The 14882-nt window shown below is 57.9% G+C and carries 12 protein-coding genes and 1 pseudogene; 8 read left to right on the forward strand and 5 right to left on the reverse strand.

The window, feature by feature from the left end; all coding sequences use genetic code 11:
- Positions 1 to 116: 116 nt before the first annotated feature.
- Positions 117 to 1496 (forward strand): amidohydrolase family protein, encoded by a 1380-nt coding sequence (locus GSP01_RS07035; RefSeq protein ID WP_141352117.1) that lies wholly within the window; start codon positions 117 to 119, stop codon positions 1494 to 1496.
- Between the two features lie 7 nt (positions 1497 to 1503).
- On the opposite strand, the gene GSP01_RS07040 is transcribed toward GSP01_RS07035, so the two are convergent.
- From GSP01_RS07040 to rph, 5 genes and pseudogenes are all read right to left on the reverse strand, one after another.
- Positions 1504 to 2727 carry a cation:proton antiporter gene (locus GSP01_RS07040; protein WP_141352119.1) on the reverse strand — a complete coding sequence of 408 codons (1224 nt, stop codon included), beginning with the start codon at positions 2725 to 2727 and terminating at the stop codon, positions 1504 to 1506.
- A 180-nt stretch (positions 2728 to 2907) separates the two neighbouring features.
- A complete protein-coding gene (locus GSP01_RS07045; RefSeq protein WP_141352121.1) occupies positions 2908 to 4251 on the reverse strand; it encodes a glycosyltransferase family protein in 1344 nt (447 codons plus the stop codon).
- A 203-nt stretch (positions 4252 to 4454) separates the two neighbouring features.
- Positions 4455 to 4977 (reverse strand): annotated as a pseudogene (locus tag GSP01_RS15130) (IS5 family transposase); the annotation flags it as partial.
- Between the two features lie 250 nt (positions 4978 to 5227).
- Complete coding sequence (rdgB, locus tag GSP01_RS07055) at positions 5228 to 5833, reverse strand: RdgB/HAM1 family non-canonical purine NTP pyrophosphatase (protein ID WP_141352195.1); 606 nt, start codon at positions 5831 to 5833, stop codon at positions 5228 to 5230.
- Positions 5833 to 6555 carry a ribonuclease PH gene (rph, locus tag GSP01_RS07060; protein ID WP_141352123.1) on the reverse strand — a complete coding sequence of 241 codons (723 nt, stop codon included), beginning with the start codon at positions 6553 to 6555 and terminating at the stop codon, positions 5833 to 5835. Before rph ends, rdgB begins: the two co-directional genes overlap by 1 nt.
- 82 nt (positions 6556 to 6637) lie before the next feature.
- Between rph and hrcA the strand changes: the two genes are divergently transcribed.
- From hrcA to GSP01_RS07095, 7 genes are all read left to right on the forward strand, one after another.
- Complete coding sequence (gene hrcA / locus GSP01_RS07065) at positions 6638 to 7708, forward strand: heat-inducible transcriptional repressor HrcA (RefSeq protein WP_141352125.1); 1071 nt, start codon at positions 6638 to 6640, stop codon at positions 7706 to 7708.
- Positions 7709 to 7811: 103 nt separating this feature from the next.
- Positions 7812 to 10472 carry a penicillin-binding protein 1A gene (locus GSP01_RS07070; RefSeq protein WP_141352126.1) on the forward strand — a complete coding sequence of 887 codons (2661 nt, stop codon included), beginning with the start codon at positions 7812 to 7814 and terminating at the stop codon, positions 10470 to 10472.
- 59 nt (positions 10473 to 10531) lie between these two features.
- Positions 10532 to 11663, forward strand: a protein-coding gene (prfB, locus tag GSP01_RS07075) for a peptide chain release factor 2 (RefSeq protein WP_141352128.1) whose coding sequence is annotated in 2 segments (ribosomal slippage) — positions 10532 to 10600 and positions 10602 to 11663 — 1131 coding nt in all. Because the reading frame shifts where the segments join, the coding sequence is not laid out codon by codon here.
- A 388-nt stretch (positions 11664 to 12051) separates the two neighbouring features.
- Positions 12052 to 12720: an energy transducer TonB gene (locus GSP01_RS07080; protein ID WP_141352130.1), complete on the forward strand. Its 669-nt coding sequence runs from the start codon at positions 12052 to 12054 to the stop codon at positions 12718 to 12720.
- 137 nt (positions 12721 to 12857) lie between these two features.
- Positions 12858 to 13943 carry a MotA/TolQ/ExbB proton channel family protein gene (locus GSP01_RS07085; RefSeq protein WP_141352132.1) on the forward strand — a complete coding sequence of 362 codons (1086 nt, stop codon included), beginning with the start codon at positions 12858 to 12860 and terminating at the stop codon, positions 13941 to 13943.
- A 4-nt stretch (positions 13944 to 13947) separates the two neighbouring features.
- Positions 13948 to 14373, forward strand: coding sequence for an ExbD/TolR family protein (locus GSP01_RS07090; RefSeq protein ID WP_011252841.1), 426 nt, complete (start codon positions 13948 to 13950; stop codon positions 14371 to 14373).
- A gap of 72 nt (positions 14374 to 14445) precedes the next feature.
- Positions 14446 to 14880, forward strand: a complete 435-nt coding sequence (locus GSP01_RS07095) for an ExbD/TolR family protein (protein WP_011252842.1) — start codon at positions 14446 to 14448, stop codon at positions 14878 to 14880.
- Positions 14881 to 14882: the final 2 nt, after the last annotated feature.

Genomic DNA, 14882 nt, shown 5'->3' on the forward strand with positions numbered 1-14882 from the left:
GGGAGCGGAAAGGGAAGGGGTTTTTGCATCCTTTCATGTCCGGCAGCGTTTTTTTTGTAGTGGGTTTTACCGGCCGGACGATGCATGCCCGACGGGAGCCACACAGGAGACCGCCCATGACCATCCGTTCCGTTTTCGCCGCCCTGCTGCTCGCAACACCTTCCGCTCTGAGTGCAGGGAGCGCGATGGCCGAGCCGGTAGCGTTTGAGCATGCGCGTCTGATCGATGGAACGGGTGCTCTGGCGCAGCCGGATACGACGGTGGTTATCGATAATGGTACCATCATCTCCGTCGGTATTCCTGCACCGGCCGAGGTGCGACATGTGGATCTGACGGGCAAGACGCTTATGCCCGCTCTCATCAGCAATCACGTCCATGTCGGGCTTGTGAAGGGCACGGGGGGCAGTCGGGACAACTACACCCGATCCAATATTCTTGCGGCCCTGAAGCAGTATTCCGATTACGGTGTTCTGACGGTCACGGCGCTAGGCCTGAACCGCTCTCCGCTTTTCGATACGTTGAGGCAGGAGCAGCATGATGGCCGTAATTCGGGTGCGGATTTGTATGGCGTGGACCAAGGTATTGGTGCGCCTGAGGGCGCCCCTCCAGCAGCCATGGTCAAGGGTGTTGGTCCCGATCAGGTTTTCCGGCCTACCACGCCGGAAGAGGCCCGCAAGGACGTGGATCAGATGATCGCGGAGCATACGGATTTTGTGAAGTTGTGGGTGGACGATTTCCGTAATGACGTGCCCGACGGCAAGACCTATCCAATGTTGTCCCCGGCCATCTATCAGGTGGTCATTGACGAAGCGCATCAGCATGGCACGCGGGTTGCGGTCCATATTCATGATCTTGCCGTCGCCAAGGCCATTGTTGCTTCGAAGGCGGACATCCTTGCTCATGGCGTGCGGGACCAACCTGTCGATCATGATCTGATCGCCGCGATGCTTCGTCAGGGGACGTGGTATATCGCGACGCTGGATCTGGATGAGGCGAACTATCTTTATGCCGAACAGCCTGAGTTACTTTCCAACCCGTTTGTGCTGGCGGGTATCGATCCGGCTTTGCGTCGTCAATTCACGGACCCGAAATGGCGCTCGGAGACGATGGCCAAACCGCTGACCAAGGCCTCACATTATGCGCTGTCTATCAATCAGAAGAACCTTGCCGTTCTGTATCGTGCGGGCGTGAAAGTTGGTTTTGGTACGGATTCCGGGGCTGCTCCGACGCGTATTCCCGGCTTTGCTGAGCATCGTGAGCTCTACCTGACGGTGCAGGCGGGACTGTCGCCCGTGCAAGCCATCAGTCTGGCGACGGGCAATGCTGCAGCCCTGTTGCACTTGGCTGATCGCGGTGTGATCGCGCCGGGCCGCCGGGCCGATCTGCTGGTTGTGAACGGCAATGCTGATGAAAGTATTGGTGCCGTGGACCAGATCGATCAGGTCTGGCAGCGGGGCGTCCTTGTCAGCCACGGCCCCGTGCGCTCAAAGAATTGAAGAACGGTTATCCGGTAGTCTGGGTGCGCAAACGCACTGAAACCAGTCGGAACATCGGTCCCGTCAGGGTGGTGGAAATCACGGCCAGCACCATTAGCGATGCAAAAGCGAACTCCGAAATCATGCCATGGGCATGCAGGATGGTTGCCGCCACGATTTCCATGAGCCCCTTGCATTGCAACAGAGAGCCGATTCCTAGTGCCTGACTGTGCGTGAGGCCCGGTGCAGGCGGGAAGACCCAGACGGCCAGGATCTTCGTGACGATGGCAATCACGACCAGTAGCAGGGATGCCAGAACGGACGGCCAGGTCAGTGCATCACCGTCGATCCGCAGTCCGCTATGGCCAAAGAACATCGGAGCCAGCCAGATCAGTGAGAACGTCCCAACGGTCTCGACTGGCAGGTGACGCACCCAGCGCGGCGGCATGAGCGCACCCGCGAAATAGGCGCCGATCAGCTCGTGCAGTCCTAGCTCATGGCTCGCCCAGGAGCCTGCGGCGAGATAGGCTGGAACCGCGGCCCAGATGATCCAGATCGGTGGGTTCTTAAGGTTTCGCGTGGCCCAGCTGCTTAGTAGTGCCATGCCGACGAGAAGCAGGACGGCCAGCCCCTCGAAGCCGGTCCAGCCATGCAGGGCAGCAGGGCCGCGCGCTGCGAACTGCAGAATGGCCAGTCCGATCCAAAGAGCTGCATCGTCTACAACTGCAAGCTTCAGGGCAAGCTGCCCGACGGGGCGGTAGACAGGCTCCAGTTCGCGTACAATCCCGATCAGGACCGGTAGCGCACTCACGGAAATGCAAAGGCCGATCGCCATGGCGCCGATCCAGCCATTTCCGTGGGGGGGCTGCCAGCCATGCAATGGTAGAAAGAAAAATTTGACCAGAATGCTTCCAATGACGAACGGGATTCCCAGTGCCACGAGTGCTCCGCCCAGCAGGCGCCCGAGTGTCGGGGAGGGGAGGTTTGCGGTTTCGGGAGCATGGGTGGGGTTCTGCCACATTTCCAGTCCGGCGGTGAACGCCAGAACCAGAACGGCCAGCCAGCCGATATAGTCGCCGTAAAGCGAGGGGATACCGACTTTTGACGCGGGAAAATGCAGGACAGCCAGAAAAATGCCGATAAGAATGGGCAGGATGGCAATTGGAATGGAGCGTCTGAGCAGCTGCCACAGTCCCCACGGAATAAGGACAAATATAAATGCATCCGTAAACAGTGCTGTCACATTCCCCATGACGTTCCCTTTTTTTGTTTCAGGCGCGCGTAAGGTAACATGGAAAATGAGGTTAATGAAAACTAATAAAAAATCTTAATAAATATAAAAATGCTTCAGAATTAAAACGTAATGTTAAAACAATAATTGAGTTCGGAAAAAACGGGCTTCAGGAATTTTTCGCGGAAGCCCATTTTTTTCTTATGCTTGGCTAAGTTTCTCAGCTTCGTCGATGTAAGCTCGCATAGCCAGATGTTTCTCTGCAGTATTCCAGAAGTGGATGAAGCCACGGGGATAGGCAGGGTCTGTAGGATGGTCGTAACCACCGACTTGCGTGTGTGCACTGACGGGCTCGCCATCGAAGTCGTCGAGTTTGTACAGTGTGTAGTTTAGCACGCTCTGGTCATAGAACGGAATGGATTTGCGGCCATGCTGCGATGTGTAGCGGACCAGTGTCTGATAGGCGGCTCTGATGTAGCGGGCATGATCTGCCATGTTCGGTACCAGGAGAAGGCCGCCGTTGAAACCATGCAGTCCTTCGCATATGAACGGATCGGCCTGTACGAGGGTGGATCCTGTGTGTTCCGATGTAGCGATCTGATGAAAAGGCTCGATCTGTGCGCTGCAGCGCCTAGCTTTTATAGCTTCGAGAAGGAAGGGCTCAATCGGGCGGTCAAAAACGATATCAACATCCGAATACAGGATGGGCTGGTATTCATCGAGTAATGACGTGTTGAAGATCGTCAGGCGGGCACCGACATAGTCGAGTTGGTCTGAGCCCTGCATCGGAATGACCTGGATCTGGCCGCGAAGGGCCTCAGGGGCCAGACCTTTCAGATGGTCTGCTTCAATGTTGCTGACGATCAGTATCGTGCCGTCGTATTTTGCCAGCGATCCAATGCTGCGAATACATTCACAATACTGTTGCAGAGCCACTCCATGCCCGAAAACGACGAGGACGACGGCGGGATTGAGCAGAAACGCTTCATGAACTTTCCAGTCGTCGAAAAATATGAATCGGGGCAGGTGTTTCGTGGTTGCGGCGCTGTTGAAGAATGCTTCCATTGGAAGCTTCTTTTCTCCGAAAGTGACCTGGTCGAAATTCGATTCTCGGAGATTCAGCTTTACGACGGTGTCGCTGCCTCCCAAAATCCAGCGGTAGCTGGCAACTCGCTTAGCGGCATGGAAGGTTTCGATATCGAGAAGCTTGAATGTTTCCCAGAGGTTGCGGTGCTCAGCAATGAAATCAAGACCGCCAAGATGGTTAGCCCGGCCAAATTTGCCATCGTACTGAAAGCTGTAATGCCCATTGCCATGATACTCTGAAGTTATCGCAACAGTGGGGACGGCACGCGTGATGGTCAGTGTCGCAAGATCCAACCAGCGATCTGAATCTCCCAGCGTGCAGAATCCTTGGAGGCCGTTTTTGTTGTAAAAACAAAGGACATCTTCAGGACGTGTAATGTTTGAAAGATCGCGCTGAACGATGCGCTCTCCTTCCACATGAAAAACTTTCAAATCGTGGCTGACCAGAATTTTTAGCATTGGTTCCCGCGCACTTTCTTTGTGAATGGCGGATCACAACATTGCATAAATCATATTCGGAAACAAACAGTCGAAAAAAGGAAAGTAAGGGTTGCTGTCAGTACCTCTTGGAGGAAGATTAGGGGAGGAGTTCAGAAGCTGGTATTATGCTTTTTTTTGGCGTCTGTTTTTGCGGAATTGAAAGATATTAGGCTCAGGCCACATAGGCAGAAGATGACGATTGCAGCGAGGCCGATGGCGGAGGAGAACGCGGTCGGGTATCTGTCATAGCATGTTGCAATACGCCGCCAGTCCTTGAGGCTGCCAAACATGATTTCAATGCGGTTGCGGCGTTTGTACTCCCACCTGTTGTATTTGACTGGTTTTGTGTGGGATCTTCTTCCCGGAATGCAGGGCCTACTTCCTTATGCCTCCAGAACATCCCGGCACCAGTTCGCATCATAGCCCCGGTCCGCCAGTAGCCACTGTGCCATGGAAGGGCTGTTCAGAAGAGCTGAGGCTTCGGTGCCATTACTGACCTGTCTTGTTATCATGAAGAAGCTTAGCGATCGTCCGTTCTGATCGGTGACCGCATGCAGTTTAGTGTTCACGCCGTCTTTGGCGCGACTGGTCAGGCAGCGTGGATCCCCTTTTTGACCGCAGGATTGAAGCTGTGCGGTGCGCCTTGAGATACGTCGCATCAATCATAATCGTCTGAGGCTCTGCCTTTTCGGAAGACAGACCATCCGTCATCCATAAGGGGCCGTTCATCTTCAGTCTCCCTTACAGAGCTTGGATTCCTCCAATTACTCATATCAATGGGGCCTGAGCCTAGGGTCTGTCTTCTAATCCTCAACCGTTTGACGCCTGCGTTATATCGTCGTTGCGCTTCCATAACGCAGCTGTCCCATAAGGCTTCCTTTCACTCTCGTGAAAATACTACACTATTAAAATACGGGACTGAACAACAAGACAGGAAAAGCGTTCCTCGCCTTTCTCATGCGGAAAGATCCAGGCAAGTGTCCAGAAACGCTGTCAGAGCCCGCCCGCGATGGCTCACGGCGTTTTTTTCGGTTTCAGTCATTTCCGCGAAAGTCCGGCTTTCACCTTCGGGCACGAACATCGGGTCGTAACCGTGTCCATGTTCGCCTCTCGGGGGCCAGACGACGGTGCCGTGACATTCGCCTTGTACGGTCCGGGTCTCGCCATTCGGCCAGGCCAGGCATAGGGCGGCGACGAAGAATGCCCGGTGATCCGGATTATCGCCCATCTCTCGATGCACGCGCTCCATCGCAACCTGCATGTCTTTCGTGGGGCCGCCCCAGCGGGCGGAATAGACACCCGGTCGGTTATCCAACGCTGAAACGCAGAACCCGGAATCATCGGCCAGCGCGGGCAGTCCGGAAGCCCGGGCGGCAGCCAGAGCCTTGATAGCGGCATTGCCGGTGAAGGTCTCTTCCGTTTCTTCCGGCTCGGGCAGATCCAGCTCTGCGGCCGAGAGTACGGTGATTCCGCTCTTGGCTAGCAGGGTGGAGAACTCGCGGAGCTTGCCGGCATTATGGCTGGCGAGAACAATCTTCGAGCCGCGGGTAAGTGTACGCATCATGCAGTCTCCAGCGCTTTATTCTGCGATTCGAACAGTCGGGCCGTGCCGAGCTTCGCCAGCCGCAGAAGTTCGAAGAATTCGCTTTCCTGAAACGGTTTGTCCTCTGCCGTTCCCTGAATTTCGATGATGCCACCATCTGCTGTCAGGACGAAATTCGTATCTGCCTGTGCGCTGCTGTCCTCGATGTAATCCAGATCCAGCACGGCTCCGGTCTTCGTTAGCCCGCAGGAAACAGCCGCGACCTGTGCCGTCAGGGCCTGCGACCGTTTGGCTTTTTTTAGCGCCAGAGAGAGTGCCACCCAAGCGCCTGTGATGGATGCGCAGCGCGTGCCGCCGTCCGCATTCAGTACGTCGCAGTCGAGCGTGATGGTCCGTTCGCCGATTTTCTTCAGATCCATACAGGCCCGCAGCGAACGTGCGATCAGACGTTGGATTTCCTGCGTTCGGCCGGACTGCTTGCCTTTGGCCGCCTCGCGCTGCCCCCGGTTGTGCGTGGCGCGCGGGAGCATCCCGTATTCCGCCGTGATCCAGCCCTGTCCTTTGTTGCGCAGGAAGGACGGTACGCGGTCTTCGATCGTGGCCGTGCACAGGACTTCGGTTCCGCCAACGCGGATGAGGGCCGAACCTTCGGCATGGCGGGCAAAACCCGTCTCGATGGAAATAATGCGGCTTTCGTCCGGCGCACGTCCTGAAGGACGTTTGCCTGCGGTGTCTGTCATGTAAAAAGATCCTGTGGTCGAATATGTCCCGCCTCTACCGCGTTTGACGTGAAGGCATCCAGCCCCGACAGTTGGTTTTACCATGATGCGACCCCAGTCTTCCCTGTTCCGTCCCTCCATCCCGATGTCCCACGGACTGGGAGATCGGGAAGCCGCGATCTTGCGAGAAATCGTTGAGGAATATGTTGAAACCGGCGAACCTATCGGCAGCCAAACTCTGGCCCAGCGCCTGCAGCCTAGCCTGTCTCCGGCCACCATCCGCAATGTCATGGCGGAACTGGCCCGCGCCGGATTGCTGTTCAGCCCACATGTCTCGGCCGGGCGATTGCCGACCGAAAAAGGCGTTCGCCTGTTCGTGGATGGCCTGCTTCAGTTCAGTTCTTTGACGGAAGAAGACCGAGCGAGCATCGATAGCCGCCTTGATATTCATGGCCGCTCCTATCAGGATATTCTTTCCGAAGCGTCGTCCCTGTTGTCGGGCCTATCTTCTGCAGCTGGACTGGTGCTCGCTCCGAAATCGGATGCCACGCTCAAGCATATCGAGTTCGTGGCCCTCGGGCCGGGACGTGCTCTGGTGATTCTGGTTGGTTCGGACGGGCAGGTGGAGAACCGTATCATCGAGACGCCGCCTGGTGTTCCGCCCGCGGCGCTGGTCGAGGCTGGGAACTACCTCAATTCCTGTCTCGGTGATCTGACGCTCGGCAATCTTCGCGAACGGGTCCGGACGGAGATGGATGCTAGCCGTCACGAACTGGGAGCGCTGACTGCCAGCGTCATCGAAAGCGGACTGGCTACGTGGGATGCTGATGGAGGTACGCTGTTTGTGAAAGGACAGGGGAAACTGCTGGCCGATATCACTGAGATCGAACGCCTGACCAGTATTCGGATGCTGTTCGACCATCTTGAGACGCAGGAGACTATGCTCCAGCTTCTGCAACTGGCGGATGCGTCCGAAGGGGTGCGGATCTATATCGGGCGTGAAAGCGGCATGTTCGGGATGTCGGGCGTGTCCATGATCGTGGCGCCTGCCCGCAACGAAGCCCAGAAGATTGTAGGCGCCATTGGCGTGATCGGCCCGACCCGTCTGAACTATGGGCGGATCGTGCCGGTCGTGGACTACACTGCGCGGATGGTTGGGCGGCTTCTGGGCTGAGGTAACGCGGAAATACCGCTTGTCCCAGACCTGCATCTTTGTCACGAAATGACCCTTTTAGACGGGGGCGACGGCGGATACGGAACAATGCTATGCAGAAGCCATGACGCGACGTTCCTTCCGCTCCCATAATCCCCAAGGCTCTGGCAATCCACAGGGTCCTGGCGCTATGCCGCCCCGTCCTCCACGTTTCCGCCGCTATCGGCAGTCCTTGGCGATAATTGCCGGTGTAGGGCTGGTGGGGATCGCCGGAGCAGGGGTTCTGGGCTGGACGACCTATGCCAAGCTGGTGGCGGATCTGCCCAGCGTGGATAGTCTGCGCGCCTACCAGCCGCCGACCGTCAGTCGTATTTATGCTTCCGATGACCGTCTGATGGCGGAACTGGCCAATGAGCGCCGGATTTTTGTGCCGATCAACGCTATTCCTGAGCGCGTGAAGAATGCCTTCATCGCGACCGAAGACCATAATTTCTATACGCATGGCGGCGTGGATTTCATGGCGATCGGCCGTGCGGGCCTGACGGACATTTTTGCGCGTCATGGCCGCCGTCCGCTGGGTGCTTCGACCATCACTCAGCAGGTGGCGAAGGTCATGCTGCTCAACAGCAACGTCGTGAGCCTCGATCGCAAGATCAAGGAAGCCCTGCTTGCCATGAAAATGGAGCAGGTGCTGTCCAAGGACAAGATTCTCGAGATTTACCTGAACGGCATCTATCTGGGGAACGGCGCTTATGGTGTCGCCGCCGCCGCCCAGAGCTATTTCAACAAGCCGCTTGACCAACTGGATGATGCCGAGGCTGCTTCTCTGGCTGCTCTTCCTAAGTCGCCGACGAACTACAATCCGTTCCTGCACCCGCAGGCTGCGATGGCGCGCCGTAACCTTGTGCTGGACCTGATGGTTGAGGCCGGTGTGCTGACACGCCAACAGGCTGACCAGGAAAAGCAGGAGCCGCTGGTTCCGCAGCAGAAGCAGCGCTTCGGGCCTTTGCCGGATTCTGAATGGTTTGGTGAGGAAGTCCGTCGTCAGCTTATCGCCCAGTACGGACAGGATCGGGCGGCTCAGGGCGGCCTGGAAGTTCATACCAGTCTCGACCAGGGTCTTCAGGTTACCGAGACGCACCTTTTGCGTGAAGGGCTGATGAATTACGACCGCGTTCATAGCGGTTGGCGGGGCTCTCTGCGCAACCTACCGGACATTCAGGATGATGGTTGGGAAAGCGCGCTCGATCACGTTACTCCTCCCGGTGGTATGTTGCGGGAGTGGCGTCTGGCGGTTGTGCTTCCGGGTGGCACACATGTGGGCTGGATCGAGGAAGGCTTGGCCCGCAAAGGCGTACTTCTTGAGACGGATATTGCCTGGGCGCGCCGAATGCATCCGCTGCGGGGTGGTGATGTCATCATGATCGAGCCGCAGGAAGGCGGCTTCGCAGCCCTGCGCCAGATCCCGCAGGTTGAAGGCGCTGCTGTCACGTTGGACGTCCATACGGGCCGCGTTCTGGCGATGGTTGGCGGCTGGTCGTTCCATGAGAGCCAGTTCAACCGTGTAACGCAGGCACTGCGTCAGCCGGGATCGTCTTTCAAGCCTTTCGTTTATCTGGCTGCCATGGAAAAGGGGATTTCCCCCTCTGAGCGCTTCGATGATTCGCCTATTTCTTATGGTGACTGGCACCCCCAGAACTACGAGCATGATAACTGGGGCCCCACGACATTGCATGACGCGTTGCGTGAAAGCCGCAATCTGGTCACGATCCGGGTGGCCGCTCATCTCGGCATGAAGGCCGTCGCCGATACGGCTATCCGGGCCGGGCTGGTGGCACAGATGCCGCATGTGTTGCCTGCGGCGCTCGGCGCCGTCGAGACGACCGTCATGCGTGAGGCTGCGGCTTACGCCACTATCGCTAATGGCGGCCATATCGTTACACCGACCCTCGTGGACGACATCCAGGATCGTGCCGGAACTGTTTTGTGGCAGGCGGGTGGCCTGAAGCTGGGTACTGCCATGCAGGCTCCCCCTGCCGAACAGCCGGCTTCCACGGATGGCACGACGCCTCCCGCCCCTGCGACAGCTCCTCCAACTCCTTCCGTAACATCGGCGGTTCCCCTGCCGGGTAGTGTGCCTGTTCCGGCTCTGACGGATGTGCGGCCGATTCTAGCCAGCGAACAGAGTACCTTTCAGATCGTGAAGATGATGCAGGACGTGATCGCCCGCGGGACTGGTCGCATGGCAGGTGTGGGCATTGATCGCCCTATCGCAGGCAAAACAGGCACTAGTCAGGATTTCCATGACGCCTGGTTTGCCGGCTTCTCGCCTGATATCGTCACGGTTGTCTGGGTCGGTTTTGACACGCCCCAGACGTTAGGTCGCAATTCCGATGGTGGCCGCGTGGCCGGGCCGATCTGGAACCGGATCATGAAGGTTGCCCTGGCCAATCGTCCGAAGCTGGATTTCCGGGTGCCTGACGGCATCACGCTGGCCAGCTACGATACGGGACGCATCTCCGCGGTGGATGGCTTCAAGACCGATCAGGTTCCGGGCGCTTCCGTCGAACTACATGGTTTCGGCGCAGGTACGGAAGCCCTGACCGCCGCCGATACGGGCGTGGATAGTGTAATTTCGGATTCCGAAAGCGATATGGCCCAGACGCCCGGCCATGGCGGGGGAATGACCGGAACTGGCTCTGGAAGCAGTACGGCCGTAGCTCCGGGGCAGCCCCAGAAACCTGCTCCGTCTGATGGTGACATTGGCGTGGGTGGCCTATACTAAGACGCACCAGAACAGACCGAATGGGGCGGTGACAGGCCGCCCTTTCAGTGGAGGACATTATGTCGGCCGAAACCGAGGCCCTTTCAGAGCAGATCAAGCAGTCGGTGGCACTGCTGAGGAGGCATCTTTGACTGGGATGTCGCAACAACACGCCTCGCGGAACTAAATCACCGCGTTGAAGATCCTGACCTGTGGAATGATGCGGATGCTGCTCAGAAGCTGATGCGCGAGCGGACAACGCTTGCGAACCAGATTGAAGGAGTGCAGCGGATCGAATCCGAGGTTGAAGGCACGCTCGAACTAGTCGAATTGGCGGAAATAGAAGGGGACGAAAGTCTCGTCCAGGACGCCGTGCAGACTCTGCGCGCCATTGCTGAAGATGTTCGCAAGCGAGAAATCGAAAGCCTGCTCTCGGGTGAAGCGGACAGTAATGACTGTTACGTCGAGGTGAATGCGGGCGCCGGTGGTACGGAAGCCCAAGATTGGGCCGAGATGCTCCTACGCATGTACACGCGTTGGGCCGAGCAGCATGGCTATAAGGTCACCTTCATTGAAGGTAGCGAAGGCGAACAGGCCGGCATTAAATCTGCTACCATCCAGGTGAGCGGTCCTAATGCCTATGGCTGGCTTAAGACCGAGGCGGGCGTACACCGTCTGGTTCGGATCTCGCCCTTCGATGCGGCAGCCCGTCGCCAGACGTCGTTCGCGTCTGTCTGGGTCTATCCGGTCGTCGACGATTCGATCGAGATCGACATCAACGATTCGGATCTGCGCGTTGATACGTTCCGGGCGTCGGGTGCGGGTGGACAGCACGTCAACAAAACGGATTCGGCTATCCGCATTACCCATATTCCGACCGGGATCGTGGTGGCCTGTCAGACCGACCGTTCGCAGCATCGTAACCGGGCCAAGGCAATGGAAATGCTGCGGGCTCGGATGTACGAAGCGGAGTTGCAGAAGCGCGAAGCCGCTGCTGCCCAGACGGAGGCCTCAAAGACGGACATTGGCTGGGGGCACCAGATCCGCTCCTACGTCCTGGCGCCTTATCAGCTGGTCAAGGATCTGAGGACGGGGGTGGAGAAGGGGAATCCGGGCGCGGTGCTCGATGGTGCCTTGGACGACTTTATGTCGGCTTCTCTGGCCCAGAGTGTGGGAGCGACCCGATCCGAAGCTAGTGCCTCGGCCCAGTAGGGCAGAAAGAGGGATTGCAATCAGGATCCTGCAGGGTACCAGAACGGATAAAGTCGTTCTGGTACCCTGTTTTTTATGAAATCTGTCACAATAGGCAGAGAGAAATTGCGTCAAGCTGATTCTCTGCGATATTTTTGATCATGAGGCGATAATCAAAACCGAAGAATATGTCGTCATTATGAAAAAAACGTTTCGATAAAGGCAATAACCCGCTTGACAGCGGGGGGGTTAGACTGCCCAATCAGCATATCGGGTATGTTCTCAAAGCATGTGACGCATATTATGGGTCTGCGGTGAGGGAACCCGAGGGAAACACAGAAATCGGGGGCACCGCACCCGGCAGATGTGGATCAACGCCGGTGTCAGTGAGGGGTAAGAAGGTTTCGACATGAAGAGCTACGCCGCACAGCAGCGCAAGCCGACAGACTACATTGTCGCGATCGTCGTGGCCGTGCTGGCTATGGGCGCCGTGATCTATGCGCTCATGAGCGGTGCCGTGAGCAAGCTGGTCCAGGAAAAGCCGCCTATCAAGACGGAAGTCATCAAGGAACAGCCCAAGCCACCACCGCCACCGCCACCACCGCCGCCGCCGCAGATGGAGCAGCCGCCTCCGCCGTATATTCCGCCGCCGAAGATCTCCGTGCCGCCGCCGCCCAAGGCGATCCAGCGTGTGACCCACGCCAAGCCGCCGCATCCGGTGCCGCCCAGCCCGACTCCATCGCCAGAGCCTGTTCCGGCTCCGCCGCAAGGACCGCCAGCTGAAGCAGTTCCAGATCACTCGGCTGGTGCACGACCGATCAACGGCGCACAGGCAGTCTATCCGGACGAAGCTATGGAAGAAAATCGCGAAGGTCATGTGACCGCGTCGTGTGACATTCTTCCGACAGGCAAGACGGCGAATTGTACCATTGTGAGCTCAAGCGGTGGCCACGAGTTCGTGGAAAGTGCGCTCGACTTCCTTCGTCGGGCCCGTTATCAGCCCGCCGTCGTGAACGGCGCTCCGGTAACAGAGCATCATCACGTGCTGCACATCGACTTTACGATGGGCGACGACTGATCTTTCGATTGCCGTCAAACAGAATTGCTCTGTCAGGTTCTCCAAACTTGGCAGGGCTCAGAAAAGGGCCGGTCTCCATATGGCCGACAACCCAGAAAGCTCAGAAAACGGGCATCTCTAACGAGGATATGGAGTTCATGACCAGACTGTTCCGCCTTCCTGCCCTTGCCGTTCCGACGAAGGCGCGTGCCGTCCGTGCCAGCGCACTGGCTCTGACGCTGGCCCTGGCTTCCGGTGCCGTTGCACCGGCCGTCGCTTTCGCCCAGCCGGCTCCGGCCGACCAGAGTGCTCCCGCAGCGGCTCCGGTGGATCCTTCTTCCAACCCGGCTGCCCCGACGACGTCTGCCGATCCGGCTGGCGCTCCGGCTGCAGCCGCTCCTAACGATGCTGGCGCTCCGGCCGACCAGAGCGCTCCTGCGACGACTCCTGCCGATGAATCTCCTGCCGCGGCCGCAACGCCGGGCGAGAGCGCAACAGCAACGCCGGAAGCTCCCGCTCCGCAGGGCAACCCGTACGGCCTCGGCGCTCTGTGGGCCAATGGTGATGCGATTGCCCGTGGCGTCCTGATCATCATGGTGATCATGTCCGCTGGTACCTGGATCATCATGGTCATGAAGTTCCTGGAACAGGGCCGTATGTTCGCGGCATCCAAGGAAGCTGCCCGCGAGTTCTGGACTAAGCCGTCCGTTCAGCAGGGTGCTGCATCCCTGAAGGCGTCTTCCCCGTTCCGCTACATCGCAGAGACGGGCATCGTTGCCGCCGAGCACCACGAAGGTTCCATGCGTGACTCGATTGATCTGCCGTCCTGGACTGAAATGTCCATTTCGCGCTCGGTCGATACCATTAACACTCGTATGCAGGGCGGCCTCGCTTTCCTTGGTACGGTGGGTTCCACGTCTCCGTTCGTCGGTCTGTTCGGTACGGTCTGGGGTATCTATCACGCCCTGACGGCTATCGGCATCTCCGGCCAGGCATCCATTGATAAGGTTGCCGGTCCGGTTGGTGAGTCCCTCATTATGACGGCTATCGGTCTTGCGACCGCTGTTCCGGCCGTGCTGGGTTACAACCTGCTCGTCCGCCGCAACAAGGGTGCCATGGATCGCGTCCGCAACTTCGCTGCCGACATCCAGTCCGTCCTGATCGGTGGCTTCCGTCATGGCGTCAGCCCGGAGCAGGGCAGCATGTCTGTTCCGACCACCATCACCACCAGCGAGCGGATCTGATCCTATGGGAATGAACGTCGGAGGAGGCGGCGGTGACGACGAGGTGGTGTCGGCAATCAACACCACTCCCCTCGTCGACGTCATGCTGGTGCTGTTGATCATCTTTCTGATCACCATCCCCGTCGCCACGCATACGGTGAAGGTCAAGCTGCCGGTTGATGCTAATCAACCGACACAGACCAAGCCGGGCAACGTTGTTCTGGCCGTGAATGCGAACGGTCAGGTGTTCTGGGACACAACACTCGTTCCGAACCATACCGAACTTCTGAACCGTCTCGTCGAGGCGGCAAAGAAAAAGCCGCAGCCGCAGATCCAGATCCGCGGTGACCAAGCTGCCAAGTATCTGGCAGTCGGCCAGGTGGTTGCAACCTGCCAGGAAGCAGGGATTGCCCACGTGGACTTCATTACCGAGCAGCCTCACTCGAACTGAGGTCGTGTCGGGTCGTTTTGAATAAAACGGCCCGTTCCTGCTTTCACGTCACCCTTTTGGAGAACCGCCGTCATGGGCATGAGCGTCGGATCTGACAGCACGCACGAAGACGAAGGCATTGTCGATATCAACACCACGCCGTTGATCGACGTGATGCTGGTGCTGCTGATCATGCTGATCATCACCATCCCACTTCAGACACACTCGGTGGCGATCGATCTGCCTCAGGGCAATCCTCCTCCATCGACCGAACAACCCAAGCTTGTGACCGTCAGCATCGGCTACGATAATAGCATTTCTTGGAATAACGAGCCGATCACGTCCGAGGCCGCTCTTCAAGCCCATTTCGAAGCTGCCGCAGCAATGCCGGATCAGCCTGAAATGCATATCCATCCCGATCGTCTTGCCGACTATAAGACGGTGGCCCATGTTATGGCAGATGCACAGCGTCTCGGCATGACCAAGCTGGGGATTGTCGGTCTGGATCAGTTCATGGAAGGACAGTAATT

The sequence above is a fragment of the Gluconobacter sphaericus NBRC 12467 genome (assembly GCF_006539125.1).
Classification (GTDB): domain Bacteria; phylum Pseudomonadota; class Alphaproteobacteria; order Acetobacterales; family Acetobacteraceae; genus Gluconobacter; species Gluconobacter sphaericus.